Origin of the sequence: Enterobacter sp. DC1 (genome assembly GCF_000568075.1) — a bacterium.
In the GTDB taxonomy this organism is placed as follows: Bacteria; Pseudomonadota; Gammaproteobacteria; order Enterobacterales; family Enterobacteriaceae; genus Enterobacter; species Enterobacter asburiae.
In genome coordinates this window covers 344,004-369,974 of record NZ_AZUA01000002.1, presented here as the reverse complement: position 1 = coordinate 369,974, position 25,971 = coordinate 344,004, and the positions used below count along the sequence as shown (strand labels likewise).

Annotated in this window: 21 protein-coding genes; 18 read left to right on the top strand and 3 right to left on the bottom strand. The window is 54.0% G+C overall.

What is annotated here, in order from left to right; all coding sequences use genetic code 11:
• Nucleotides 1–2: 2 nt before the first annotated feature.
• The 5 genes from P346_RS13970 (at nucleotide 3) to P346_RS13990 (ending at nucleotide 5,371) form a co-directional block, all read left to right on the top strand.
• Nucleotides 3–1,616 (top strand): hypothetical protein, encoded by a 1,614-nt coding sequence (locus P346_RS13970; protein WP_032658849.1) that lies wholly within the window; start codon nucleotides 3–5, stop codon nucleotides 1,614–1,616.
• On the top strand, nucleotides 1,613–2,293 hold the full coding sequence (locus P346_RS13975) for a fimbrial biogenesis chaperone (protein ID WP_032658846.1): 681 nt from the start codon (nucleotides 1,613–1,615) through the stop codon (nucleotides 2,291–2,293). Before P346_RS13970 ends, P346_RS13975 begins: the two co-directional genes overlap by 4 nt.
• Before the next feature lie 152 nt (nucleotides 2,294–2,445).
• Entirely contained in the window at nucleotides 2,446–3,126 is a 681-nt protein-coding gene (locus P346_RS13980; protein WP_233456543.1) for a winged helix-turn-helix domain-containing protein, read from the top strand.
• Nucleotides 3,101–3,574 carry a hypothetical protein gene (locus tag P346_RS13985; RefSeq protein WP_032658842.1) on the top strand — a complete coding sequence of 158 codons (474 nt, stop codon included), beginning with the start codon at nucleotides 3,101–3,103 and terminating at the stop codon, nucleotides 3,572–3,574. The genes P346_RS13980 and P346_RS13985 overlap by 26 nt, the downstream gene beginning before the upstream one ends.
• A 327-nt stretch (nucleotides 3,575–3,901) precedes the next feature.
• Nucleotides 3,902–5,371 carry an EAL domain-containing protein gene (locus P346_RS13990; RefSeq protein ID WP_084492150.1) on the top strand — a complete coding sequence of 490 codons (1,470 nt, stop codon included), beginning with the start codon at nucleotides 3,902–3,904 and terminating at the stop codon, nucleotides 5,369–5,371.
• Nucleotides 5,372–5,411: 40 nt separating this feature from the next.
• Here P346_RS13990 and yegD read toward each other — a convergent pair whose 3' ends face one another.
• Nucleotides 5,412–6,764: a molecular chaperone gene (yegD, locus tag P346_RS13995; protein WP_032658840.1), complete on the bottom strand. Its 1,353-nt coding sequence runs from the start codon at nucleotides 6,762–6,764 to the stop codon at nucleotides 5,412–5,414.
• 130 nt (nucleotides 6,765–6,894) lie between these two features.
• On the opposite strand from yegD, the gene alkA reads away from it, so the two are divergent.
• Nucleotides 6,895–7,767 (top strand): DNA-3-methyladenine glycosylase 2, encoded by an 873-nt coding sequence (alkA, locus tag P346_RS14000; RefSeq protein WP_032658837.1) that lies wholly within the window; start codon nucleotides 6,895–6,897, stop codon nucleotides 7,765–7,767.
• On the opposite strand, the gene P346_RS14005 is transcribed toward alkA, so the two are convergent.
• The gene (locus P346_RS14005; RefSeq protein WP_032658835.1) at nucleotides 7,732–11,061 is read right to left on the bottom strand and encodes a diguanylate cyclase; all 3,330 of its coding nucleotides are present in this window, start codon (nucleotides 11,059–11,061) and stop codon (nucleotides 7,732–7,734) included. The genes alkA and P346_RS14005 overlap by 36 nt on opposite strands.
• 344 nt (nucleotides 11,062–11,405) lie before the next feature.
• On the opposite strand from P346_RS14005, the gene udk reads away from it, so the two are divergent.
• The 3 genes from udk to asmA all read left to right on the top strand — a co-directional run bounded on the left by udk (nucleotide 11,406) and on the right by asmA (nucleotide 14,593).
• The gene (gene udk, locus P346_RS14010; RefSeq protein ID WP_008500855.1) at nucleotides 11,406–12,047 is read left to right on the top strand and encodes a uridine kinase; all 642 of its coding nucleotides are present in this window, start codon (nucleotides 11,406–11,408) and stop codon (nucleotides 12,045–12,047) included.
• Nucleotides 12,048–12,138: 91 nt separating this feature from the next.
• The gene (gene dcd, locus P346_RS14015; RefSeq protein ID WP_023312408.1) at nucleotides 12,139–12,720 is read left to right on the top strand and encodes a dCTP deaminase; all 582 of its coding nucleotides are present in this window, start codon (nucleotides 12,139–12,141) and stop codon (nucleotides 12,718–12,720) included.
• Between the two features lie 22 nt (nucleotides 12,721–12,742).
• Complete coding sequence (asmA, locus tag P346_RS14020) at nucleotides 12,743–14,593, top strand: outer membrane assembly protein AsmA (protein WP_032658832.1); 1,851 nt, start codon at nucleotides 12,743–12,745, stop codon at nucleotides 14,591–14,593.
• A gap of 127 nt (nucleotides 14,594–14,720) precedes the next feature.
• On the opposite strand, the gene P346_RS14025 is transcribed toward asmA, so the two are convergent.
• Entirely contained in the window at nucleotides 14,721–16,304 is a 1,584-nt protein-coding gene (locus P346_RS14025) for a TerC family protein (protein WP_023312406.1), read from the bottom strand.
• Between the two features lie 691 nt (nucleotides 16,305–16,995).
• Between P346_RS14025 and P346_RS14030 the strand changes: the two genes are divergently transcribed.
• From P346_RS14030 to wcaF, 9 genes are all read left to right on the top strand, one after another.
• On the top strand, nucleotides 16,996–18,135 hold the full coding sequence (locus tag P346_RS14030) for a polysaccharide export protein (protein WP_014170829.1): 1,140 nt from the start codon (nucleotides 16,996–16,998) through the stop codon (nucleotides 18,133–18,135).
• A gap of 6 nt (nucleotides 18,136–18,141) precedes the next feature.
• Complete coding sequence (gene wzb, locus P346_RS14035) at nucleotides 18,142–18,585, top strand: low molecular weight protein-tyrosine-phosphatase Wzb (RefSeq protein ID WP_023312405.1); 444 nt, start codon at nucleotides 18,142–18,144, stop codon at nucleotides 18,583–18,585.
• 2 nt (nucleotides 18,586–18,587) lie between these two features.
• Nucleotides 18,588–20,750, top strand: coding sequence for a tyrosine-protein kinase Wzc (gene wzc / locus P346_RS14040; RefSeq protein ID WP_029741889.1), 2,163 nt, complete (start codon nucleotides 18,588–18,590; stop codon nucleotides 20,748–20,750).
• 150 nt (nucleotides 20,751–20,900) lie between these two features.
• Entirely contained in the window at nucleotides 20,901–21,743 is an 843-nt protein-coding gene (wcaA, locus tag P346_RS14045) for a colanic acid biosynthesis glycosyltransferase WcaA (protein ID WP_023312403.1), read from the top strand.
• On the top strand, nucleotides 21,743–22,234 hold the full coding sequence (gene wcaB / locus P346_RS14050) for a colanic acid biosynthesis acetyltransferase WcaB (protein WP_023312402.1): 492 nt from the start codon (nucleotides 21,743–21,745) through the stop codon (nucleotides 22,232–22,234). Before wcaA ends, wcaB begins: the two co-directional genes overlap by 1 nt.
• Nucleotides 22,231–23,448, top strand: coding sequence for a colanic acid biosynthesis glycosyltransferase WcaC (wcaC, locus tag P346_RS14055; protein WP_032658829.1), 1,218 nt, complete (start codon nucleotides 22,231–22,233; stop codon nucleotides 23,446–23,448). Before wcaB ends, wcaC begins: the two co-directional genes overlap by 4 nt.
• The gene (gene wcaD / locus P346_RS14060; protein ID WP_029742034.1) at nucleotides 23,423–24,643 is read left to right on the top strand and encodes a colanic acid polymerase WcaD; all 1,221 of its coding nucleotides are present in this window, start codon (nucleotides 23,423–23,425) and stop codon (nucleotides 24,641–24,643) included. The genes wcaC and wcaD overlap by 26 nt, the downstream gene beginning before the upstream one ends.
• A gap of 16 nt (nucleotides 24,644–24,659) precedes the next feature.
• Nucleotides 24,660–25,406, top strand: a complete 747-nt coding sequence (gene wcaE / locus P346_RS14065; protein ID WP_032658826.1) for a colanic acid biosynthesis glycosyltransferase WcaE — start codon at nucleotides 24,660–24,662, stop codon at nucleotides 25,404–25,406.
• Between the two features lie 15 nt (nucleotides 25,407–25,421).
• Nucleotides 25,422–25,970 (top strand): colanic acid biosynthesis acetyltransferase WcaF, encoded by a 549-nt coding sequence (wcaF, locus tag P346_RS14070; RefSeq protein ID WP_023336272.1) that lies wholly within the window; start codon nucleotides 25,422–25,424, stop codon nucleotides 25,968–25,970.
• The last annotated feature ends 1 nt before the right edge of the window (nucleotide 25,971 follow it).

Genomic DNA, 25,971 nt, shown 5'->3' with positions numbered 1-25,971 from the left:
CTATGAAAAATGTTAACCTTATTCTTCCGTTACTCGTTACGGTGGCATTGACGCCGCTGGCGGCGAAAGCGTTGACCGCGTCATCGTCCGGCTCGGTCAGCAATAACTTTCTGTTTATTGAAAACGCCGTGGACGGTGAGTATTTCATTACCCCCTCCGCGCTCGATCCTCGCTTTAGCGGATCCAACACCTGGGTAAAATACGGCACCTCGCAGGTGAGCCTCGGCTATCTCGGCTACGTGGGCTGGACGGCTCCGGCGAATAACTATCAGGATATGTGGATCGATAATTCGCCGATTGACGGGCCGTTTAGCGGCATCCGTTGTTACAGCGGTACGCAATGTCCAACGTCCGGTTATATCTCCGGTCAGGGTCAAGACAGCAACGGTTTCTACCACGCTCAGGTCGGCTCGGTTGCGGGCGTGGTGGGCGGGGCGTACGGCTTTGCGTCGCTGAGCGATTCGGCCTACGAATATTTCCGCGCGATGCCGACCGGCAGCAGCGAAACGTATGTCTTTAACCGCTGCTATACCTCTGTTAACTATGATTACGCGGGGGGCGAGCGCTGTAAGGATCAAAGCACCGGGCGCTGGAACTACGTGAACTACACCTTAACCAAGCGCGGCCATCTGGCGCTGGAATCTACCAGCGCTTTCCAGGAGCTGTGGATCGCCAGCGACGGGACTCCGAGCATTACCAATGACTCCGGCGCCTGCGAGTTGGGGGTTGTCGGAAACGTAAGCGGCGTGATCTGCAAAATGGTCAGCTACAGCCTTCAGCAGACCGCGAACCTGACCGCCTCGCTCACCTTCAGGGCCTATATTGATTCCGCCGCGCTGGGCTTTACCCCGTCGGCGTCAACGGTGCGTTATTCCGGCAACGGCTCGAACTGGTATAACTTCAGCGCGACGACGGCCTATTACAATGTCTTCTCAACGGACGGCCACTACGTCTATCTCTTTTTGTCGAAGACGTTTCTTAAAAACCTTGTCGACTCGGGCTACAGCATTACCAACAGTCAGCCTTTTACCTTTGCCTTCCGCAATAGCTTAACGCCGGAGTCGGGGCATTACGAGTTCACGCCATCGTTGCAGCTGAACATTATTCCGAAGGAGTATGGAATTAGCATTGTCTCGTCGAATAACACCACGTCGGCAAGCGGCAGCGGCACCATCGGCGATGATACCCCGATTGGCATGGACTATGTCGTCACCGTTTCCGGCCCGCGTCAGGCGGACAGTATTACCGCCCAGGTCACGGGGGACACCACGACCATTAACAATACGCCGTACTGCCTGTTTACCTCCTCGCAGGGCGGGATCAGCGTGCCGATCCCGGCGTATCTGCAGTACAGCAACCAGTCGGGCAGCGTGACGCAGGTGCGCAATAGCTGCGGCGAGGCGCCCATCAGCCTTAACGATGCGTTGTGGCAGCAAACGCCGTGGGATGCGAATAACACCGACGACGGAAGCTACTTCAGCACCGGCTTATCGCTGCTGTTCCCGATGAATGACTCCCGCTCGGCGCTGACGGTTGCAGGCTCCGACTGGGAAGGCGTGGTTAGCGCCAGCGGCGAAATCAAAGTCACCGCGAACTGGCTGGGTGTCACCAAATGAAGCGCTGGTATGTGGCAATCATCGGTGCGGCGCTGCTGAGCTTTTCGGCGCACGCCCTGTATCTCGATTCCACGATTTACGAGATGCCTGCGGACAAGTCATTCATCAGCAAACGCATTTTTAACGACAGCAAAAAGCAGAATGTGTATCGCATTTCTGCGGTGAAAATTGATAAGCCCGGGCCGGGCGGGGAGAAGCGCCAGGATATAGAAGAAGGGGAGCTGATCTTTGCGCCGCTGACGTTCTCGCTGGCGCCGGATGCCGGTGAGTTTTTTAAGATATTCTACCGCGGCCCGCAGGATGATAGGGAGCGCTATTACCGGGTGCAGTTCACGGAGCTGCCCGTCACGATGTTCCCGGAGCGCAACGGGGGGAAAAGAAGCGAAGCGATACCGGCTATCGCCCTAGATACGATACTGGTGGTGCGCCCGAGAAAAATCGACCTGCGCTATACCCTGGATGAGCAGGCCGGGGTGCTTAAAAATACCGGGAACACTTTTTTTAAAATCATTGTGCAGCAGGGGTGCAATTCAACGGATGATGAGGCCACTATCCGTTACGTTCTCCCCGGAGAAACGTATCGAAGCAGCGGGTTAAAAAATCGAAATAAAAAATTCATTGTCGCTATGCACAAGTATATCCCTATTGGTAACGCGTGTTTTAAACCCAGCTCATAAAATCTAAATAAAAATATTCTTATATTGCCAACCTGTATAAGGTAAATATACTCTGTATAGGTTGCTTGCATAATCAAAGAAAAATATAAGAGTTTGGCTGGATGAGAAAGATAATTAATGGTCGGGTTTTGTACGACTCTGAGAAACGAGAATTGAGCGTACAAGATCAACAACTTGTTCTTTCCGCTTCGGTGGCAAGATTACTGGATTTTTTTATTATAAATAATGCTCGCCAATTAAGCCGCGAACTGATCATTGAAGAAGTCTGGGCCAGGTATGGTACGAATCCCTCCGGACATAGTCTTAATAAAAGTATTAGTTTGTTACGCAAGGGGTTTTCTACGCTGGGGATTGATGGTGTTATCATTACCATTCCGCGAGAAGGTTTTATTTTTCAGGCGCAGGTCAACGATAACCGTGAAGATATATTGGATGCTGCTGAGAAAGACGAAGCGAATGTTAATCATGTAGTGACGTTTCCCCGGGAAAAAATATTTTTAGTCTGGTTTGTTTTTTTTCTGGTTTTAGTGGGAGGTATGGGTATTTTTCTCACCGTAATGTTTCGCAGTAACGACGGGGTGGTGCATATTTCAAACACCGGAGTCTGCGAAGTGTATACGATGGATGATAATTCGTCAGAGAAAATTTTTAAGTTTCTGAATTCTAAACGATGGGAAGGTTTTAATAACATTTGTAACGGCACGAAGAAAGCCATCATATTTTATGACGATAACAGCCTGTCTAAGAGCAATAAACTGAAAGAGCATTTCTTCAGTATTTGTATGATGGATGAAAAAGAGGTGGCGTATGAGTGCCAAAATTATTTTTATTAGCATCATGACCGCGCTGGTCGCTCTGTTCTTCATTGTACTTCATCGTGGAGCAATCCCGGCAGCGCTGGTCTGTACTTCTAAATATCATCTCGAGCTGGACACGCAAAAAGACGGGATAAAAATAAAGGGAGAGGTACTCCAGGTATTCAGGATCTCTTCGGAAAAAGACGGGATGCTGTCGCAGGTGGGCGTGCTGGACGTAAATGATAAACAGTATGCCGTGAATCGCACAACGTCGCTGCGTTTTTTAGGGAAGGATAGCGACGGATATCTGCGTACAGAGCGCCTGGCAATAGTCAAGAACGATAATGACGATCTGCCTGACGCGATAACGGATCTGCTGATGTCAAAACAGAAGCTGTTTTATTACAAGGTTATCCATATCGACGACAATGTTTATGGTATCAGGGATTTGCGCCGCACGCTGATGGTCTGTCGTGCGAAGTGATTCTCTGTCTTACAATAATTTACAGGAATTTTTCTCTGCCAGATGATTTATTTTTAAAATTTAAGTTTGTCTGGTTGTGAATGTAAGGGTCTTTGTTTGTACTTGCCGCAGCTGAGAAAATTCCCTGTTCTGGTGGTGGGAATATTCTTATCATTTTAACTCTGACCGCAACCGTAGCCCGGGGGATATAAAAAAATTTTCCTTAGCTTTGCAATGAGACTATTAATTATCTGACATGTATGTCGTTGGAAACCGAATCAATTGTGAATGTTCTCTCTATTTGAGGGAGGGATAGCTTTTGCAATTAAAACCATGATGGTGATGATTATGAACACGAAAAAGGTCTTCCTGCTTAGTTATGACATTTATCTTTTCTCAGGAATTAGGTCATTTTTATCTAATCTGATACTGGTGGATACCGGAACCTACATTAACGATTCTGATATCTCCACGCCCCAGTACAAAACCTGCCTGTTAATTATTGATAGCCGAATGCCATTTGGCCTGGTTAAAAGGTGGCTGCAAAGAAACAGCAGTCAGTTTATTAATATCAAGAGTGTGGTTATTAAGCTGAGTGAAAATAAATGTATTAACCGAGGCTTTGAATACGCGGAGTGTATCGATGCAAAACAGGACGCTGGTGATATCATTGATTCGCTGAAGCAGATTTTGATGGCGAATACTGAAAACGGTGCGCCCGTCAGAATAGGCTTTGTTGATGAATTTCGCCTGAGCGATTTTGAACAGGAGATGCTTAATGCCTCATTTACCCGAACAGGCCAGGAGGAATTTTGCCGGGCGAATTCGCTGGCGGTGAAATCGCTTTATCGCTATCGGGATAAAATAACCCATCGTCTGGAATTTGATAATTTCAATGAGTCCATTATTTTTCTTTCTCGTAACGGCCTGCTGGCAGAAAGAATAAGTGGAAATGAAAAGCCGCCGCGCTATGTCTGTGATAATAACGAGACCGATCGATTGAGCCTGGCGCTGAAGAATGAGGAAATTATTCCGTATTATCAACCTATTGTGGGCAGCAATGGAGAACTGAGTGGGGTAGAGGTGCTAGCGCGTTGGCCGCTGGGTCATAATTACGCCATCTCCCAGCGTGAGTTTATTCCGCTCGCGGAAAAAAGCGGACTTATTAATGAGCTTACCAGCTATTTAATGAATAAGGTGGCCAGCGACTTAAATCACAGCATTCACTGGCACGGACAATCCTTTTTTGTCGCCTTTAACGTAAGCCCTTCCAGCCTGAGCAATCCCGTCTTTTACTGGGAGTGCCTTAACTTTTTAGAGTTAACGGAATCGTTGCCGATAAAGCTTATGATCGAAATAACCGAAAACCAGACGCTGGTGGTCACTCCGGCAATAAAAGAGCTGATCCGCTCCCTGCGCAATCGAGGGGTACTGTTTGCGCTGGATGATTTTGGCACGGGGTATGCGAATCTTTGCTATTTGAACGAGCTTGAACTCGATGTGATTAAAATCGACAAGACCTTTATCAACGGCATCCACGCGCATGAGCAGTCGCAGCCGATGCTGGAGTCGATAATAAATCTGGCCGTCATTCTGGGGCTGCAAACCGTGGCTGAGGGGGTGGAATATGACTACCAGCGCGACTGGCTTGTGGATAATCAGGTCGACTACCAGCAGGGGTACTTTTTTATGCCCCCGGTGGCGTTGGCTGAGTTCAAAGGCTTCATGAAGCGGTGTGGAAATATCGAGAGGCTCGTCCGGGAAAAGAAGTCTCCAGGGCAGGAAAAGCAGGACAATCCGCGCCTTACCGCACCCTGAATCCGCTCGCCCCTATGATAGTTAAGGGGCGAGCGTAGTTTTAGCTAAACATCACCTGCGCCCAGCGCGCCAGACCAGCGGTAACGGAGCCAAAGTCATCCCCACCGGCAATCGGAATGCCCGGCAGCTGTTCCGCCAGCGCTTTCTTGATCAGCGGCGAACGGGCGCTACCCCCGGTCAGGTAGATAACGTCCGGCTTCTCTTTACCGTTCTCCAGCGCCAGCTGCACCTGCTCCAGAATACGCTGTAGAGGCTGCGCGAGCGCCGTCTCCAGCCCGTCCTGCGAAATCGCGGTGGCCAGATCGTCGCTGATAAACGGCAAGGAGACCGCATGCTCGGTACGATCGGAAAGGGCAATTTTGCTCTCTTCGGCAGTACGCACCACGCGGTAGCTCAGGCGCTGACGCCACACTTTATACAGCAGGGCAACTTTTTCGGCGTCCTGCGCGTCGCGCACCAGATCGTTCAGGAAGCGGCCGTTCGCGGTGCTGTAAAAATCACTCTGCGCAGGCACGTCGTTGATGGCAATCGCGTTCCACCACGGCAGGATCGGCAGGGCGATGCCTTTTTCCGTCTGACCGCCCATGCCGAGCAGCGGCATCAGGCTCTTGAACGCCAGCGCGATATCGAGATCGTTACCGCCTACGCGGCAGCCGCTGTGCCCCAGCAGGCTATTTTCGCGATCGCGACGGTTATGCCACTGCGGTCCCATCAGCAGCAGCGAGCAGTCCGTGGTGCCCCCGCCGATATCCACGACTAATACGCGCTTCTCTTCCGTCAGCGTGGCTTCAAAATCCAGCCCCGCCGCAACCGGCTCGTACTGGAACACCACGTCGCGGAAGCCTGCCCGGTGCGCCGCGCGTTCAAGGATCCCCTGCGCCTGCTGGTTAGCCTCGTCGCCGCCCAGCCCCTGGAAGTTGATCGGGCGGCCAATGACCGCCTGGGTAATCGCATCGGAGACCTGCGTCTGCGCCTGATTGCGAATATGCAGCATCATCGCGCACACCAGGTCTTCGAACATCGCCACCTGCTGCGGCTTCAGGCCGCTGGCGCCCAGGAAGGATTTTGGCGACTTAACGAAGTAAACCTCTTCAGGATCTTCAATGTAGTGCCCGAGCGAAGAGAGGCCGAACTGCACGCTGGACGGCGTAACGTCGATGTCTTCCTCGCGGTTAAAGCTGACCGCCCGGCGCAGCAGCGCCAGGGTCTCCGCCGCCGTGGCCGGAACCTGATGGTGGCGGAACAGCCATTCGCTCACCGCTTCACGCGTCGGCGCGCAGAGCATTGACGGCAGCAGCGTGCTCTCTTTTTCCATTTTCAGGAGCTGTGGCTGCCCGTTTTGCATAATCGCAACCGAGCAGTTTGCCGTACCGTAGTCGAATCCAATAAACACGATGAATCCCCATGCCAGTGAGAAGGGGCGAGACTTTAACGAAATGTCCGCATGGCGACAACAGGAATATGAAAGCAAGGCAATACAAGGTCTTTCCGTTTATGCTGATAAGAACAAAAAAGGAGCAACGATGTACACCCTGAACTGGCAACCCCCTTACGACTGGCAGTGGATGTTTGGCTTTCTTGGCGCGCGTGCGGTGACGGGCATTGAAACCGTCACGCACGACTACTACGAGCGCAGTTTTGCCTGCGAAGGGCATCAGGGGATATTTCGCGTCACGCCGGATATCGCCACCCATACGCTGACCGTGACGCTCAGTCCGGGGTTAATTCCGGTTGCGCAGACGTGCCTTGAACGCATAGAGCGCCTGTTCGATCTCGCCTGCAACCCGCAGCACGTCGCGGATACGCTGGGCGATCTCGGTGCTGCCCGGCCAGGCTTGCGTTTGCCGGGGGCGATGGACGCGTACGAGCAGGGCGTCAGGGCGATCCTAGGGCAGTTGGTGAGCGTGGCGATGGCGGCGAAACTGACGTCGCGCGTGGTGGCGCTGTGCGGCGAACCGGTGGCGGATTGTCCGGGCTATCTCTGCTTCCCCACGCCGGACGCGCTGGCGGCAGCGGACCCGCTGGCGCTGAAAGCGTTAGGCATGCCGGTAAAGCGGGCGGAATCGTTAATTCATCTGGCACAGTCGGTCATCGACGGGACGTTTCCGCTTTTCCCGCCCGCGAATATTGAAGCCGGGATGAAGGCGCTACAGCAGCGGCCGGGGATAGGGCGCTGGACGGCAAACTACCTTGCCCTGCGCGGCTGGCAGGCTAAAGATGTCTTTCTGCCGGATGATTATCTGATTAAGCAACGCTTTGCCGGGATGACGCCCGCGCAAATTCGTCGTTATGCCGAGCGCTGGAAGCCGTGGCGCTCTTACGCGCTGCTGCACATCTGGTATACCGACGGCTGGGCGCCGTCAGTTGATGGCGAAATAGCTGGTATTGAGCAGTAGATCCAGCGGCTGCGGCTCGGCGATGGTGTCACCAAAGATAAAATCAATGCCGATGCCGGAGAGCGTATCCATCATGATGGGCTGGTTGCAGGGGCCTGCGATGGTTTTCATTCCCAGACGCTGGGCGTGGCCCTGCACAATGGTCACCATCATCTCATCCATCAGATTGCCATACACGTTGCTTACTACCTCTGCGTCCAGCATCAGATAGTCGGCCATATTGGCGGTCAGGTGGGTGAAGACGTTCATGTCGCGACCCACCTGGCTGAAGATCACGCGGCAGCCCGCCTGGCGAAGCTTTTGCAGACTCCGCTGCAGGTTTTTATCCGGGCTGCACACCACGTCGGCAGAGATAACCAGATGCAGGAGACGGCCCGGCATGGGGCTTTTATCCAGCAGGTCGAGAAGTTCATCAACCAGCGTTACGCTGGCTAAACCGGCCTCAGAAAGCGGCAGCGCCACCCCCATGCCTTTACTGGCGACCTGGGCGGCAGAGGCGCGGAAAAACTCATTAAAAATGCGCCTGTCGAGGGCGTGCAAAAGCTCAGGCTCCGCCAGGCCCGAGCGGAAGGCATGCTCTTCCTGGACTTCGCCCTGGCTGGTCCACAGGCGTAACGACAGCAGCCAGAAATTACTGCTTTCCGGGATGCGCGGAGAGGCGACGCTGCGGGCAATCATCAGCAGATGATTGTCTTTAATCATGTGCCACTGTTCATCAAGCGACATCATGCTGCGCGTGTTGTGATCCCGCTCCTGCTGGGGTTCGTAAACCGTCACCATGCCGCGCCCGCTGTTTTTTGAGGCATAACAGGCAATATCCGCCTGCGACATGATCTCCGACGCCTGATGGTTATTTTCATCAATCAGCGTGATGCCTGCGCTGGCGCCGATCCGGTGCAGGCGGCCTTCCCACATAAAGTGATAGTCATTGATCGTGTGGATCAGGCGACCGGCGATATAGCGCGCGCTTTCAATATTGCAGTCCGGTAACAGTAACCCGAACTCATCCCCGCCCAGACGCGCCAGCACGTCGCTGGAGCGGAGCATGGTCAACATCAGGGAAGAGAGTTCCCGCAGCAGGGCATCGCCCGCCGCGTGGCCTGCCGTATCGTTGACGGCTTTAAAGCGATCGAGATCGATAAACACCAGGGCATGACGCTGGCGCGTTTCGCGAACGGTCTGCAGGAGCCGCTTGAGATGATTTTCGAAGCTGACCCGGTTTGCCAGGTGGGTCAAGGCGTCGTGGGAGGCGCTATAGCTCAGCTGACGCAGCATTTTGCGCGACTCGGTCACGTCCTGAATCACGATAACCGAGCCAATATTCTGCCCGTCCAGCGTGCTGAGCGGCGTAATGCTGTAGTGAATATCAAAATTCCCGCCGGTACGGCAGTTCAGCACCACGTCCTGATCGATATCGGAACGGGACATATCGCCGCTGTGAATATTCTCCATCAGCGGCCCTTTTTCACCAAAGGTGATGTGCAACACCTTGAGGATCGGCTGGCCGATAGCCTCGGTCTGCAGCCAGCCGCTCATTTTCTCGGCCACCGGGTTCATAAAGGTGACGTTCATGTTGATATCGGTACACAGCACCGCTTCACCGATGGAGTCGAGGGTGATGTGCAGACGCTCTTTTTCCTGGAAGAGGGCCTCGTTGAGCTGCTTCACCTCGGTCATGTCCATGTTGATCCCGAGCAGCCGTTCGACTTCACCCTGCTTATTGAGCACCCGGTTTGCCAGAGAGCGAATATGGCGCACGCCTTCCTTCACGCGGATGCGGAATTCCAGCTTAAACGGCAGGCGGGAAATCAGCGAGTCACGCAGCACCTGCTCAGCGTGGGCACGATCTTCCGGCAGCATCGTCTCGTGCCAGAGCTGCCAGGTGGGTTTGATGTGCGGCGGGATTTCATACAGCTCAAACATCCGCTTGTCCCAGCTGATAATGTCTGGCTCCAGATCCCACTCCCAGATGCCGATGCCGCCCGCTTCGTTAGCTAGCGTAATGCGCTCCATCAGGCGTTTGTTGACCCACTCGGTCTGCTTCAGGTCGTTAATGTCTTCAATCTGGGCGATAAAATAGAGCGGCGAGCCGTCGGCATGGCGCACGACGGAGACGGCAAGGAGCGCCCAGACTACCTCCCCGTTGCGGGTGTAATAGCGCTTCTCGAGGGTATAGGTATTGATGTCGCCGTTGACCAGCTGTTCGAGCTGTTCCAGGTCGGTGTGCAGATCTTCCGGCCAGGTGAGCTGCTGGAAGGTCAGCGACTGGAGCTCGGTCTGGCTGTAACCGAGGAAATTGCACAGCGCCTTGTTAGCCTGAAGCCATTTGCCCTCAATGCTGACCAGCGCCATACCGATGGCGGAATACTCCATCGCATTACGGAAACGCTCCTCGCTTTCGGTGATGTGTTTGCGCTCTGCGCGGAAGGCGTACATCACCATGGTCATCACGTTGGCAGGCAGGAGCAGCATCAGGAACGGCAGCCAGGGGGCGTTCAGCATCGGCCCGACGTGCTGGGTTGTCAGCGCCACAGGGTTTCGGGCAATCATCAGCGACACAACCATCACCGTGACCAGAAACACCATGAACGCTTCCATCCGCGGCAGGCGCACGGCGCTCCACATAAGCAAAACGATAACGCAGGTGAAAGGCCACGGCAGCCAGGTGATGGCTGCCCAGCTGAGGGCCAGCGTTACGGCCAGCGTGGTCAGGGTTTCCAGCAGCAGTCTCGGGTCACGGTGGCGCAGCAGATAATGCGGTTTAAATAACAGCCCCAACGGTACCACTGCCAGCGCGCCAATGGCTTCGGACAACACCCAGACGAAGAAATTACGCAGGGGTTCGGGGCCGGGAGCCAGCAGAGACACCAGGACGCCGCCCACCAGCGGCGGTATCACTGCGCTGCCGATGGCCACGCGGATCCAGTCATTCAGATTCTGCAGCGGGTTGTACCACGGGAGCAATTTGCGCAGCAATAGCGCGCCGGTAAAGGCTTCAACCACGTTAATTGAGGTGTAGGTGAGGCTTATCGATCCCCACGAAAACAGCATCCAGGTGGCCAGAATATTGCCGAACGAACAGGCCAGGGCGATTCCCGGCCACATTTTTCCTGCATGGCGGTAAAACGCCACCATCATAATCGCGGTGGGGAACCAGAGCGGGGCCAGCAGGGTGCCGAACCGGGTGAGCTCCAGCGAAAATAAGGTAAAGATAAAGGTGACCAGGCCCAGACAGACAAGTCGTATTAAAGGATGTGGGGTGGTAACCAAAACCCGCTGGTATTGTTTATTCATTACCGCTTTATCCAGAGACGCCATGCCGTCAGGGAAGATGTCCGAACGCGTGAATTTGATAATTTGGTTTATGCTAGTACAAACAATTTACAATTCATATGGTGACCGCTCAGAATTTGACACCACAGACTTATTAAATAGAGGCTCCGTGAGAAAAAAACGGTTAAACGCTGAAAAAACGTTCATTTAAATTTCACTCAGGGAATAAAGCGCCACTTTTCGGCCAGTCTCGCAGAACCTGTGCATTCGACTGGTATCACGCCCGCGAAATCCCTATAATTGCCGCGTTTGACGCTCCGGCGTCGTCCTTCCTTAACATCCAGGTTAATCAGGTCGCTAAATTTATGACTGATAAGTCTCATCAGTGCGTCATTATAGGCATCGCCGGCGCATCGGCTTCAGGTAAAAGTCTAATTGCCAGTACGCTTTATCGCGAACTGCGTGAACAAGTAGGTGATGAGCATATCGGCGTCATTCCCGAAGACAGCTATTACAAAGATCAATCCCATCTGTCGATGGAAGAGCGCGTCAAAACCAACTATGACCACCCAAATGCAATGGATCACAGCTTGCTGTTCCAGCATTTAGAAGCGCTCAAGAGCGGCCAGGCGATTGAGCTGCCCGTTTACAGTTACGTAGAACACACCCGCACCCAGGAAACCATCCGCATCGAGCCGAAAAAGGTCATTATCCTTGAAGGCATCCTGCTGCTGACCGACGCCCGCCTGCGTGAATCCATGAACTTCTCGATTTTCGTTGATACCCCGCTGGATATCTGCCTGATGCGCCGCATCAAGCGTGACGTGAATGAACGCGGCCGTTCGATGGACTCCGTCATGGCGCAATACCAGAAAACGGTCCGCCCGATGTTCCTGCAGTTTATTGAGCCATCCAAGCAATACGCCGATATCATCGTGCCGCGCGGGGGTAAAAACCGCATTGCTATTGATATCTTAAAAGCGAAAATCAGCCAGTTTTTTGAATAAGCCGCGCGAATTGTGTACCGTTCAGAGATAACCTGGTTTTACCCTGAGCGCTTAACGCCTCAGGGTACGATGCATGAAAGGAGAAAGTGCCGTGCGTCTTTGTGATCGCGATATTGAAGCCTGGCTGGATGAAGGCCGTTTGTCTATTACCCCACGTCCGCCCGTTGAGCGTATCAATGGCGTGACCGTTGATGTACGGTTAGGCAATAAATTCCGCACCTTTAGCGGCCATACTGCACCGTTCATTGACCTTAGTGGGCCGAAGGACGAAGTCAGCGCCGCGCTCGATCGCGTGATGAGTGACGAAATCGTTATCGACGAGGGCGAAGCCTTTTATCTGCATCCGGGTGAACTGGCCCTGGCGGTGACGTTTGAATCCGTCACCCTGCCGCCGGACCTGGTCGGCTGGCTTGATGGTCGTTCTTCGCTGGCGCGACTGGGGCTGATGGTTCACGTGACCGCACACCGTATCGATCCTGGCTGGTCGGGGCGTATCGTGCTGGAATTCTTCAATGCCGGTAAATTGCCGCTGGCGCTGCGTCCGGGCATGATGATCGGCGCGTTGAGCTTTGAACCGCTGTCAGGCCCGGCAGATCGTCCTTATAACCGTCGGCAGGACGCAAAATATCGCGACCAGCAGGGCGCGGTTGCCAGCCGTATTGATAAAGACTGATCGTTAGCCCATTGAGGATGCCATGAGAAGAGTTCTGACAACGCTGATGATTTTGCTGGTGGTGCTTGTGGCCGGCCTTTCGGCGTTGGTTCTGCTGGTTAACCCCAACGATTTCCGCGCTTACATGGTGCGGCAGGTCGAGGCGCGCAGTGGTTATCAGCTGAATCTTGACGGGCCGCTGCGCTGGCACGTCTGGCCGCAGCTCAGCATTCTCTCTGGCCGCATGTCGCTCACGGCACCGGGGGCGTCTCAGCCGCTGGTGTCCGCAGACAACATGCGCCTTGATGTGGCGCTGATCCCGCTCATTTCCCATCAGCTGCAGGTTAAGCAGGTGATGCTGAAAGGCGCGGTGATCCAGCTCACCCCGCAAACCGAAGCCGTGCGTGATGCCAGTGCGCCGGTTGCGCCGCGCGAAAATACTTTGCCTGATGATCCGTCCGATACCGGCTGGTCCTTTGATATAGGCAAGCTGAAAGTTGCCGATAGCGTGTTGGTTTTCCAGCATGAGCACCAGGAGCAGGTGACCATTCGCAACATTAACCTGCAGATGGAACAGGATGCTCATCATCTTGCATCGCTGGAATTTAGCGGGCGCGTGAACCGCGATCAGCGTGATTTGACCCTGTCGCTGAATGCTAATGTGAACGCCTCGGACTACCCGCACCAGCTTACGGCCGACATCCAGCAGCTGAACTGGCAGCTGACGGGGGCCGATCTCCCCACCCAGGGGATAACCGGGCAGGGAACGCTGCAGGCCGTGTGGCGCGAAGAGCAAAAGCAGCTGGAGCTGGATAATCTCAACCTGCAGGCAAATGACAGTAGCCTGAAAGGGCAGGCGAGCGTCACGCTCGAAGAGAAGCCGAAGTGGGTGCTGAATCTGCAGTTTGACAAGCTCAACCTGGAAAATCTGCTGCCACCGCTGCCAGCCAGCGCCACGGACAGCGATGCCGCGCAGACGGGGCAAAGCCAGGCACCGGTATCACGTCCGGTTATTTCGTCTAATCTCGATCAGCCTGACTATAACGCCCTGCGCGGGTTCACGGCGGATATTTTGCTGAAAGCCAATAGCCTGCGCTGGCGCGGCATTGATTTTACCGACGTGAGCAGCCAGATGTTTAACCATAACGGTTTGCTGGTGATCTCCGAGCTGAGCGGAAAGATGGGCGCAGGGAACCTCTCGCTGCCCGGCACGCTGGACGTCCGTAAAGACGTTGCCACCGCCGAATTCCAGCCGCGTCTCGACAACGTTGAGATAGGCACCATCCTGAACGCGTTTAACTATCCGATATCCCTGACGGGGCAGTTGACGCTCGCGGGTGACTTCTCAGGCACGAAAATTGATGCTGATGCTTTCCGCCACGAGTGGCAGGGGCAGGCGCATCTTGATCTGAAGAATTCCCGTATGGAAGGGCTTAACTTCCAGCAGCTGGTGCAGCAGGCGGTTGAGCGCAGCAGCGATGTGAAGGCCCAGGATAACTACGACAGCGCCACGCGCCTCGACAGCTTCACCACGGACCTGACGCTGGACAACGGACAACTTACTCTCGACGGAATGCAGGGTACTTCTTCACTCTTATCAATCACCGGTGAAGGTAAGCTGGATCTGGTGAAAGAGACGGCGGACACGCGCTTTAACGTGCGCGTACTTTCCGGCTGGCAGGGTGAAAGCAAGCTCATCGACTTCCTGAAAGAGACGCCGGTCCCGCTGACCGTATACGGCAAATGGCAGGCCCTGAATTACAGTCTGGAGGTGGATCAGATCCTGCGTAAGCATCTGCAGGATGAAGCGAAACGTCGGCTTAGCGGCTGGGCGGAACGCAATAAAGACTCACAGGACGGTAAGGATGTGAAGAAGCTGCTGGATAAGCTTTGATGTCCGTTGCGCCGGGTGGCGGCTTCGCCTTACCCGGCCTATAAAAGCCTGACGTCGTAGTGCCGGTTGGGCGGCCAGCAAAATCCTGACGTAGTAGGCCGGGTAAGCGCAGCGCCACCCGGCTTTTTTACACCTCAAAATCCAGTTCTTCCTCATCCCGCAGCGGAATGAGCTGAACCTTCTGCACGCGATGGTTTTCAATCTGCAGCGTTTTGAGCAGATAGTCGCCCACCTGAACTTCTTCCCCCGGCTGCGGGATACGCTGCAAATACTCCATCAGCAGGCCGGCAATAGTGTGATATTCCCGTTTTTCATCCAGCGGCAGCGGCACGTATTGCACCAGGTCTTCCAGCGGCATATGGCCGTTAGCCGTCCACGAACCGTCCGCGTTTTTCTGAATATCATGGCGGGCGTCAATCTCATCTACCTCGTTAGGCAGATTACCGGCAATGGTTTCCATGACGTCGCTGAGCGTGACCAGCCCTTCCACCGAACCAAACTCATCCACTACAAAAGCAAAGTGCGTGCGCGCGTTACGGAATTGCTCAAGGGCGGAAAGCAGCGGTAGCCCCTCAGGGAAGACCAGCGGCTGGCGTACCAGTACGCGCAGGTTGAGTGCCTCGCCGTGAAGCTGCTGTTGGAGCAGGTCAATAACGTGCACCACGCCCAGCAGCTCCTCTTCCTCTTCACCGCCGGTCACCACCACGCGGGTGTGCTGGTTTTTATCCAGCAGGGCGCGAATGTGCTCTTCCGGTGCCGTCAGGTCGATATGCTCAATGTCATGCCGCGAGGTCATGATGCTGCTGACCGTCCGCTGGTTCAGATTGAGCACCCGCTCGATCATCCGTCGTTCCTGCGGGTCAAAGATCAGCCCGTCGCTGTGATCGGCCAGCATGGCGGAGGATTCGGCATCCAGCTCCGCATCCTCTTTCTTACCGCTCAGCAGGCGCATAACCGTGTCGGCCGTGCGCTGACGCAGGGTCTGATTCGCGGACAGGAAGCGGCGGCGGTTAAATATCGCCAGCTGGTTAAGCGCTTCAATCATGACGGAGAAGCCGATGGCGGCGTACAGGTAGCCTTTCGGAATATGGAAGCCAAAACCGTCGGCTACCAGGCTAAAGCCAATCATCAGCAGGAAGCTCAGACAGAGGATCACGATGGTCGGGTGACTGTTCACAAAGCGGGTCAGCGCCTTGCTGGCCATGACCATCAGCGTGATGGCAATAATCACCGCGGCCATCATCACCGCAAGGTGGTCCACCATCCCGACGGCGGTGATCACCGAGTCGAGGGAGAAGACCGCATCCAGCACCACGATTTGCGCCACTACCGGCCAGAATTTCGCCCCGCGGCGCTGAGTTGGGTTCTCGCTGTCTTTGCCTTCCAGCCGCTCGTTGAGCTCCACCGTGGCTTTGAACAGCAGGAACAACCCGCCGAAGAGCATGATCAGATCGCGGGCGCTAAAACTCAGGCCGTGGATGGAGAACAGAGGCTGAGTGAGCGTCACCAGCCAGGAGATAGAGGCCAGCAGCAGTAACCGCATCACCATCGCCAGCAGCAGGCCCGTTACGCGCGCGCGGTCGCGCTGGGAAGGGGGCAGTTTTTCAGCGAGGATGGCGATAAAGACCAGATTATCAATCCCGAGCACCAGCTCGATGACGACCAGCGTAACCAGCCCGGCCCAGATTGAGGGATCGGCAATCCATTCCATAGTAATAGCAATACCTTCTGTTATATGACGAATGTCACACTTCGATCATGGATAAAGCTGGGGGAAATTGCAATGCCGGGCTGAGATTTCTCTTAATACGACGGGTAAAAAAGAGAGCATTCTCAATAGGGTGTAAATAAGCGAAATACGTATATTTAATTACAAGGAATGCATTTTAGGATATATCGCAGGTGATGATTTTTACTCTTATTTTGTCAATATAAAGAAAATCCTAAAAGCTCAAAAATTTGCTCTTAATATTAATCTTAAAAACCGATATTAGGACAGTTGTCTCCTTGCCTGCTATTAGGTTAGCTGCAACAATTCTCCCAGCATCAAATGTTAAATCTCGGTGTTGCTATTAATGTTCGGTCTTCAGGGATGGTTATTCATTATCCGTAGGGTTTTCAAGCGACTGATATATTTCCAGAAGACCTTGCTCAAGAGGGTGTCTATCCATAACACATTGTTTAGTCAGTGGATTGGTAACTGAAAGCCAAGGGCGGTAGCGTGCCTGAAAGCGTGTGAATCAGCCTCGATTATTCTGTCAATAGCCAATGGATGAATAAGCTTTTTTTAGGACTGATGCCAGTTATATTTCTATTTGATTAACTGCATGCTGAAACCCAATACGACTCGAGCTTATTTAAATTGCACAGGATAATTACTCTGCCAAAGTGATAAATAATCAATGATGAAATCCAAAATGAAATTGATGCCATTATTGGTGTCTGTGACCTTGATGAGTGGTTGCACGGTCTTTCCCGGCAGCAATATGTCAACAATGGGTAAGGATGTGATCAAGCAACAGGATGCCGATTTTGATCTCGACAAAATGGTGAATGTTTATCCACTTACGCCTCGTCTGGTCGAACAATTACGTCCACGTCCGAATGTTGCCCAGCCGAATATGTCGCTGGACCAGGAAATTGCGTCCTACCAGTACCGCGTGGGGCCGGGTGACGTGATCAACGTGACCGTCTGGGACCACCCTGAACTGACCACGCCAGCGGGCCAGTACCGCAGCTCAAGCGACACCGGTAACTGGGTGCAGTCAGATGGCACCATGTTCTATCCCTACATTGGTAAAGTCCACGTTGCAGGGAAAACGCTTGCCGAGATCCGTAGTGATATTACCGGCCGCTTAGCGCAGTACATCGCCGATCCGCAGGTGGACGTTAATATCGCCGCATTCCGCTCGCAAAAAGCCTATATCTCTGGACAGGTGAACAAATCCGGCCAGCAGGCCATCACCAACGTTCCTCTGACCGTACTGGATGCCATCAACGCCGCGGGCGGGTTAACCGACGGAGCCGACTGGCGCAACGTCGTGCTCACCCACAACGGGAAGGAGCAGCGTATTTCGCTGCAGGCGCTGATGCAAAACGGCGATCTGACCCAGAACCGCCTGCTCTATCCGGGCGATATTCTCTACGTGCCGCGCAATGACGATCTGAAAGTCTTCGTGATGGGTGAAGTGAAGAAACAGAGCACCCTCAAAATGGACTTCAGCGGTATGACGCTGACCGAAGCGCTGGGCAATGCTGAGGGTATCGATCTGACGACCTCTAACGCGACCGGTATCTTCGTTATCCGTCCGCTGAAAGGTGAGGGCAGTGCGAAAGGCAAGATCGCCAACATCTACCAGCTGGATATGTCCGATGCGACCTCTCTGGTGATGGCAACGGAGTTCCGTCTCCAGCCATACGATGTGGTGTATGTCACCACCGCGCCGGTTGCCCGCTGGAACCGTCTGATCAACCAGTTGCTGCCAACCATCAGTGGCGTTCGCTACATGACGGATACGGCGCGCGACATTCATACCTGGTAATCCGCGATGTTTAACAAAATTCTGGTGGTATGCGTGGGGAACATCTGCCGTTCCCCCACGGCTGAACGGTTGTTGAAACACTACCAGCCCGAACTGACCGTTGATTCGGCCGGGCTGGGTGCACTGGTCGGTAAAGGTGCCGATGAGCGCGCAACGAGCGTGGCGCGGGATCATCACCTCTCTCTCGACGGCCACGTGGCCCGCCAGGTCACTGGCCGCATGTGCCGGGAGTATGACCTGATCCTGACGATGGAAAAACGCCATATTCATGCGCTGTGCGATATCGCTCCGGAGATGCGCGGCAAGGTGATGCTGTTTGGTCACTGGGACAATGAACGTGAAATCCCCGATCCGTATCGCAAAAGCCATGAGGCCTTTGAGGCGGTTTACACCTTACTTGACCAGTCTGCCCAACAGTGGGCGCAGGCACTGAAAGTTCAGCAGGGATAACAATGACAGAAAAAACAAGACCTTCTGCCGCCCCGACTTCGGGCAGTGATGAAATTGATATTGGGCGCCTGGTCGGCACTGTTGTAGAGGCAAAGTGGTGGGTGCTGGGCATTACCGCCGTGTTCGCCGCGGCTGCCGTCGTCTACACGCTCTTCGCCACCCCTATCTACAGCGCCGACGCGCTGGTGCAGATCGAGCAGAATACCGGCAACTCGCTGGTGCAGGACATCGGTTCCGCGCTGGCGAACAAGCCGCCGGCATCCGACGCCGAAATTCAGCTCATCCAGTCACGCCTGGTGCTGGGTAAAACGGTTCACGACCTCGGGCTCGATATCTCCGTCACCAAAAATACCTTCCCGGTCTTTGGTGCCGGCTGGGATCGTCTGATGGGACGAAGCAACGACACGGTGAAGGTCACTGACTTCGTGCTGCCGAAAGGGGCGGCCGATCAGACGTTTACCCTGACGGTGCTTGGCCCGAAACAGTACCAGCTAACCAGCGACGCAGGCTTTAGCGCGCGCGGCGAAGTGGGGCAGATGCTGACCAAAGACGGCGTTAGCATGATGGTCAGCGCCATCAACGCCCAGGAGGGCGGTGAATTCACCGTCACCAAATTCTCCACGCTGGGGATGATCAACAATCTGCAAAACAACCTGACCGTCACCGAAAACGGTAAGGACACCGGCGTGCTGAGCATGACCTTTACCGGTGAAGATAAGGATCAAATCCGCGACATCCTGAACAGCATTACCCGCAACTATCTTGAGCAGAACGTTGAGCGTAAGTCTGCGGAAGCGGCGAAAAGCCTGGCCTTCCTCGCCAAACAGCTCCCGGAAGTGCGCGCCCATCTGGATGATGCCGAGAACAAGCTGAACGCCTATCGTCAGGATAAAGACTCCGTTGACCTGCCGCTGGAGGCGAAATCGGTCCTCGATTCGATGGTCAACATTGATGCGCAGCTCAACGAGCTGACCTTCAAAGAGGCGGAGATTTCCAAGCTTTATACCAAACGTCACCCGGCCTACCGCACGCTGCTGGAGAAACGCCGTACCCTGGAAGAGGAGAAGGCGAAGCTCAATGACCGCGTGACCGCGATGCCGAAAACGCAGCAGGAGATCGTGCGTCTGACCCGCGACGTCGAGTCCGGACAGCAGGTTTACATGCAGCTGCTGAACAAGCAGCAGGAGCTGAAAATCACCGAAGCCAGTACCGTCGGCGACGTGCGCATCGTCGACCCGGCCATTACCCAGCCTGGCGTGCTGAAGCCGAAGAAAGCGCTGATTATTCTCGGCAGCATTATTCTCGGCCTGATGCTCTCCATCGTGGGCGTGCTGCTGCGTTCGCTGTTCAACCGCGGCATCGAAAGCCCGCAGGTGCTGGAAGAGAGCGGGATCAACGTCTATGCCAGCATTCCGCTGTCCGAGTGGCAAAAATCCCGCGACAGCGTCAAAACCATCAAGGGCGTCAAGCGTTACAAGCAGAGCCAGCTTCTGGCGGTGGGTAACCCGACCGATCTCGCTATCGAAGCGATCCGTAGCCTGCGTACCAGTCTGCACTTCGCCATGATGCAGGCCAAAAACAACGTCCTGATGTTAACCGGCGTTAGCCCGTCAATCGGTAAAACCTTCGTCTGCGCCAACCTGGCGGCGGTGGTCAGCCAGACCAACAAGCGCGTGCTGCTGATCGACTGCGATATGCGTAAGGGCTACACCCACGAACTGCTGGGCACCAACAACGTTAACGGTCTGTCGGAAATCCTGCTCGGCAAAGGTGAAATCAGCCAGAGCGCGAAACCCACAACGGTGCCGAAATTTGACCTGATTCCACGCGGTCAGGTACCGCCTAACCCGTCCGAGCTGTTGATGAGCGAACGCTTCACCGAGCTGGTTGAGTGGGCGAGCAAAAATTACGACCTGGTGCTGATCGATACGCCGCCAATTCTGGCCGTGACCGACGCAGCCGTTGTTGGCCGCCACGCGGGAACCACGCTGATGGTAGCGCGTTACGCGGTGAACACCCTGAAAGAGGTGGAAACCAGCCTGAGCCGCTTCGAGCAGAACGGCATTGAGGTGAAAGGGGTGATCCTGAACTCCATCTTCCGCCGCGCGACCGGGTACCAGGATTACGGCTATTACGAGTACGAATATAAATCTGACAGTAAATAACTAAACACACCCCATTCCCTCACCCTAACCCTCTCCCCAAAGGGGAGAGGGGACTGTTCGGTGCGGGATTTGGGGGACGAACGTAATGATAACCACTGGCTGCCTTTCACCCTCTCCCTTTTGGGGAGAGGGCCGGGGTGAGGGGAAAAGATGACCACACAACGCCCTTTAGTTTCAATCTATATGCCGACATGGAATCGTCAGCAGCTGGCGATCCGCGCAATCAAATCCGTCCTGCGACAGGATTACGATAACTGGGAGCTGATCATCGTTGATGACTGCTCTTCCTCGTATGAACAGCTGCAAAAGTTTGTGACTGACCTCAACGACCCGCGGGTGGTCTATACGCATAACGCCATTAACTCCGGTGCATGCGCGGTGCGAAATCAGGCGATTATGCAGGCCAAAGGGCAGTATCTGACCGGGATCGACGACGATGACGAATGGACGCCGAACCGCCTGTCTATCTTCCTGTCGCATAAAGAACAGCTGGTCACGCACGCTTTCCTGTATGCCAACGACTATGTCTGCCAGGGCGAGGTTTACTCGCAGCCCGCGAGCCTGCCGCTGTACCCGAAATCGCCGTACTCTCGCCGCCTGTTCTACAAGCGCAACATTATTGGTAACCAGGTCTTCACCTGGGCGTGGCGTTTCAAAGAGTGCCTGTTCGATACCGAACTCAAGGCAGCGCAGGATTACGATATCTTCCTGCGCATGGTGGTGGAATACGGCGAGCCGTGGAAGGTGGAAGAGGCCACGCAGATCCTGCATATCAACCACGGGGAGATGCAAATCACCTCCTCGCCGAAGAAGTTCTCGGGCTACTTCCATTTTTACCGCAAGCACAAGGACAAGTTTGACCGTGCCAGCCGTAAATATCAGCTCTTTACCCTCTATCAGATCCGCAATAAGCGCATGAACTGGCGCACGCTGCTGACGCTGCTTTCCGTGCGTAACGGCAAGCGCCTGGCTGACGGGCTTCGGGGGAAATAATGTTTCTGGAAGATTGCCGCGCTAACAGCTGGAGCCTGCGTCCGTGCTGCATGGTTCTGGCGTACCGCATCGCGCACTTTTGCTCGGTGTGGCGTAAGAAAAACGTGCTGAACAATATCTGGGCGGCGCCCGTGCTGGTGCTGTACCGCATCATTACCGAATGCTTTTTTGGCTATGAAATTCAGGCCGCTGCCACTATTGGTCGCCGCTTTACCATCCATCACGGCTATGCGGTGGTGATCAATAAGTTTGTGGTCGCCGGGGATGATTTCACCATTCGTCATGCGGTCACCATTGGCAACCGCGGGCCTGACAGCTTGGCCTGCCCGGTCATCGGCAATAACGTCGAGCTGGGGGCGAACGTGGTAATCATCGGTGACATCACGATTGGTAATAACGTCACGATTGGTGCTGGCAGCGTGGTGCTGGACAGCATTCCGGATAACGCGCTGGTGGTGGGAGAAAAAGCCCGCGTGAAGGTGATTAAATGAACATTCTGCAATTTAACGTACGCCTCGCAGAAGGCGGAGCGGCAGGCGTGGCCCTGGATCTGCACCAGCGCGCGCTGCAAAAAGGACTTCAGTCTCGTTTTATTTACGGCTACGGCAAAGGCGGCAAGAAAAGCGTCAGCCACGATAACTTCCCGCAGGTGCACAAGCACACGCCGCGTCTGACCTCGATTGCCAACATTGCGCTGTTCCGCCTGTTTAACCGCGATCTGTTTGGCAACCTGAACAACCTTTACCGCACCGTGACCCGCACCACGGGCCCGGTTGTGCTGCATTTTCACGTGCTGCACAGCTACTGGCTGAATCTGGAAGAGGTGGTGGCGTTTTGCCAGAAGGTGCAGGCCCACAAGCCCGACACCCGCTTCGTCTGGACGCTGCACGATCACTGGAGCGTGACGGGCCGCTGCGCGTTTACCGACGGCTGCGAAGGCTGGAAAGATAACTGCCAGAAGTGCCCGACGTTAAGCAACTACCCGCCGGTGAAGGTGGATCGCGCGCATCAGCTGGTCGCCGGAAAGCGTCAGCTGTTCCGTGACATGCTTTCGCTCGGCTGTACCTTTATCTCCCCGAGCCAGCACGTGGCCGATGCCTTCAACAGCCTGTACGGGGCAGGGCGCTGTCAGATTATCAACAACGGCATCGACGTGGCGACGGAAGCCATTCTTGCCGAGCTGACCCCGGTGGCCGAAACCGCGGGCAAACCGAAAATCGCTATCGTTGCGCATGACCTGCGTTACGACGGTAAAACCAACCAGCAGCTGGTGCGCGACATGATGGCGCTGGGTGACAAGATAGAGCTTCACACCTTCGGCAAGTTTTCACCGTTCGAAGGGGCCAACGTGGTGAACCACGGGTTTGAGACCGACAAGCGCAAGCTGATGAGCGCGCTGAATGAAATGGACGCGCTGGTGTTTAGCTCCCGCGTGGATAACTACCCGCTGATCCTCTGCGAAGCGCTCTCAATCGGCGTGCCGGTGATTGCCACCCACAGCGATGCGGCGCGTGAAGTGCTGGAAAAGTCCGGCGGGAAAACCTTCACGGAGCAGGAGGTCCTGCCCCTGGTGCAGCTGCCGAAGGCGCAGATTGCTGAGATCGTTTTTGGCACTGACCTGGAATCGTTCCGCAACCGCAGCCGCAAGGCCTACAGTGGACAACAGATGCTGGAGGAGTATGTCTCGTTCTATCAGAATCTGTAGTTATCTGCTGCTGCCGCTGATCTACCTGCTGGTCAACGTCAAAATTGCCCAGCTCGGCGAAAGCTTCCCGATAACCATCGTGACCTTCTTGCCCGTTCTGCTTCTGCTGTATGTCGATAAAATTAACCTGAAGAAGCTGATGATTGCCTTAGGGCTGGGCACGGGCCTGACGCTGTTTAACTACATCTTTGGCCAGTCGCTGGATGCCAGTAAATACGTCACTTCGACCATGCTGTTTGTTTATATTGTTATTATTATCGGAATGGTCTGGAGTATTCGGTTTAAAACTATTTCTCCGCACAATTATCGGAAAATCCTTAGGTTCTTTTATATTGCCGTTGCGTTAATTGTTATGCTTGCCGCACTGGAGATGGCGCAAATTATTCTCACCGGTGGCAGCAGCCTGATGGAGATAATTTCGAAATATCTCATTTACAGTAACAGCTATGTATTGAACTTCATCAAGTTTGGCGGGAAGCGTACTACGGCCCTCTATTTTGAACCGGCGTTTTTCGCTCTGGCGTTAATCTCAATTTGGCTCAGCATCAAACAGTTTGGTATCAAAACGCCTAAGACCGATGCTATGATTCTTGCAGGAATTGTTCTGTCTGGATCGTTCTCAGGGGTAATGACATTTATCCTGTTTTACCTGCTGGAGTGGGCGTTCCAGTACCTGAACAAAGATGCGATTAAGAAAAAACTGCCGCTGGCGATTATCTCCCTGACGGTATTTATGGTAGGCGTGATATTTGCCTTCCCGTACATCTCAGAACGTCTGGGTGATTTGGGAACGGAAGGATCTTCGTCCTATTATCGCATCATTGGGCCACTGGTGATGGTGGGTTATTCCTTAACCCATATTGATGGGGTAGTAAGATTCGGCTCACTTTACGAATATGTTGCATCATTCGGAATCTTTAACGGTGCGGATGTCGGTAAAACCATAGACAATGGTCTGTATCTGTTAATTATTTATTTTTCGTGGTTCGCCGTACTGTTGACCCTGTGGTATCTGTTTAAAGTTTTCAAAATGATGATTAACGCGTTTGGTGATAACCAGAACTTTCGCGTTCAGCTTTATCTGTTTACTCCGGTGTCGCTGTTTTTTACCGGGTCAATATTTAGCCCGGAATATGCTTTCTTGATTGTCTGTCCGTTTATTCTGCGCAAGGCGCTTAATATTACGAACGTATGACGAAATGAGGTGATTTATGTTTCTTAGCGTCATTACTGTCGCTTTTCGTAATTACGAAGGGGTGGTAAAAACCTGGCGCTCGCTGCGCAACCTGGCGCGCGATCCAAGCCTCACCTTTGAGTGGATTGTGGTCGACGGCGGCTCGAACGATGGCACGGCGGAGTTTCTTGAAAAACTCAACGGTGAGTTCAACTTACGCTACATCAGCGAGAAAGATAAAGGCATCTATGATGCGATGAATAAAGGCATCAGCATGGCGCAAGGCCGCTATGCCATCTTCCTGAACTCGGGCGATATTTTCCATGATGACGTGGCGCTGTTTGCCCGTCAGCTGGCTCGCCAGAAAGAGGACGCCATGTATATTGGCGATGCGCTGCTCGATTTTGGCGACGGACATAAAGTGTGCCGCAGCGCGAAGCCAGGCTGGTATATCTACCACAGCTTGCCTGCCAGCCATCAGGCCATTTTCTTCCCGGTAAAGGGTCTGAAAAAACAGCCTTACGATTTGCAGTATAAAGTGTCTTCCGATTATGCGCTGGCAGCCAGCCTGTATAAATCAGGTTACCCGTTCCGTCGAATTAAAGGGCTGGTGTCTGAATTCTCAATGGGCGGCGTGTCAACGTCTAATAATCTGGAATTGTGCCAGGATGCCAAAAACGTACAGCGCAAAATATTAGGCGTGCCGGGGTTCTGGGCGGAATTGTCTTATTTATTACGCCTGCGTACCACAGGCAAAACGAAAACCTTATATAACAAAGCCTGAATATAAGGAAATGCAATGCAGGATTTAAAAGGTTTCTCCGTGCCGAAAGGCTTTCGGGGCGGGAACGGGATTAAGGTACAGCTGTGGTGGGCCGTTCAGGCAACATTATTCGCCTGGTCGCCGCAAATACTGTACCGCTGGCGAGCTTTTTTATTGCGCCTGTTTGGCGCAAAAATCGGAAAAAACGTAGTCATCCGACCTTCTGTGAAAATTACCTATCCGTGGAAATTAACGCTGGGAGATTACGCATGGGTTGGGGATGACGCGGTGTTATATACCCTTGGCGAAATAACGATTGGCGCAAATTCGGTGGTTTCACAGAAATGTTATTTGTGCACCGGCAGCCACGATTTTATGAGTCAGCATTTTGATATTACCGCTTCGCCTATTGCGATCGGCGAAAAATGCTGGCTGGCAACGGATGTTTTTGTTGCACCGGGTGTTTCTGTTGGCGATGGCACGGTAGTCGGTGCCCGCAGCAGCGTTTTTAAATCGCTACCGGCAAATAAAGTTTGCCGTGGCAACCCCGCAGTGGTGATACGCGAACGCGTTGAAACTGATTAAA

Excerpts from the sequence above, each read along its gene's own strand:
- P346_RS14005 (WP_032658835.1), bottom strand. The coding sequence starts at position 11,061 with ATGAATAAACAATACCAGCGGGTTTTGGTTACCACCCCACATCCTTTA.
- P346_RS14030 (WP_014170829.1), top strand. The coding sequence starts at position 16,996 with ATGATGAAATCCAAAATGAAATTGATGCCATTATTGGTGTCTGTGACC.
- P346_RS13985 (WP_032658842.1), top strand. The coding sequence starts at position 3,101 with ATGAGTGCCAAAATTATTTTTATTAGCATCATGACCGCGCTGGTCGCT.
- P346_RS13990 (WP_084492150.1), top strand. The coding sequence starts at position 3,902 with ATGAACACGAAAAAGGTCTTCCTGCTTAGTTATGACATTTATCTTTTC.
- wcaA (WP_023312403.1), top strand. The coding sequence starts at position 20,901 with ATGACCACACAACGCCCTTTAGTTTCAATCTATATGCCGACATGGAAT.
- asmA (WP_032658832.1), top strand. The coding sequence starts at position 12,743 with ATGAGAAGAGTTCTGACAACGCTGATGATTTTGCTGGTGGTGCTTGTG.
- P346_RS13975 (WP_032658846.1), top strand. The coding sequence starts at position 1,613 with ATGAAGCGCTGGTATGTGGCAATCATCGGTGCGGCGCTGCTGAGCTTT.
- wcaD (WP_029742034.1), top strand. The coding sequence starts at position 23,423 with ATGTCTCGTTCTATCAGAATCTGTAGTTATCTGCTGCTGCCGCTGATC.
- P346_RS13970 (WP_032658849.1), top strand. The coding sequence starts at position 3 with ATGAAAAATGTTAACCTTATTCTTCCGTTACTCGTTACGGTGGCATTG.
- wcaF (WP_023336272.1), top strand. The coding sequence starts at position 25,422 with ATGCAGGATTTAAAAGGTTTCTCCGTGCCGAAAGGCTTTCGGGGCGGG.
- P346_RS14025 (WP_023312406.1), bottom strand. The coding sequence starts at position 16,304 with ATGGAATGGATTGCCGATCCCTCAATCTGGGCCGGGCTGGTTACGCTG.
- udk (WP_008500855.1), top strand. The coding sequence starts at position 11,406 with ATGACTGATAAGTCTCATCAGTGCGTCATTATAGGCATCGCCGGCGCA.
- wcaC (WP_032658829.1), top strand. The coding sequence starts at position 22,231 with ATGAACATTCTGCAATTTAACGTACGCCTCGCAGAAGGCGGAGCGGCA.
- alkA (WP_032658837.1), top strand. The coding sequence starts at position 6,895 with ATGTACACCCTGAACTGGCAACCCCCTTACGACTGGCAGTGGATGTTT.
- wcaB (WP_023312402.1), top strand. The coding sequence starts at position 21,743 with ATGTTTCTGGAAGATTGCCGCGCTAACAGCTGGAGCCTGCGTCCGTGC.
- wzc (WP_029741889.1), top strand. The coding sequence starts at position 18,588 with ATGACAGAAAAAACAAGACCTTCTGCCGCCCCGACTTCGGGCAGTGAT.
- wzb (WP_023312405.1), top strand. The coding sequence starts at position 18,142 with ATGTTTAACAAAATTCTGGTGGTATGCGTGGGGAACATCTGCCGTTCC.
- wcaE (WP_032658826.1), top strand. The coding sequence starts at position 24,660 with ATGTTTCTTAGCGTCATTACTGTCGCTTTTCGTAATTACGAAGGGGTG.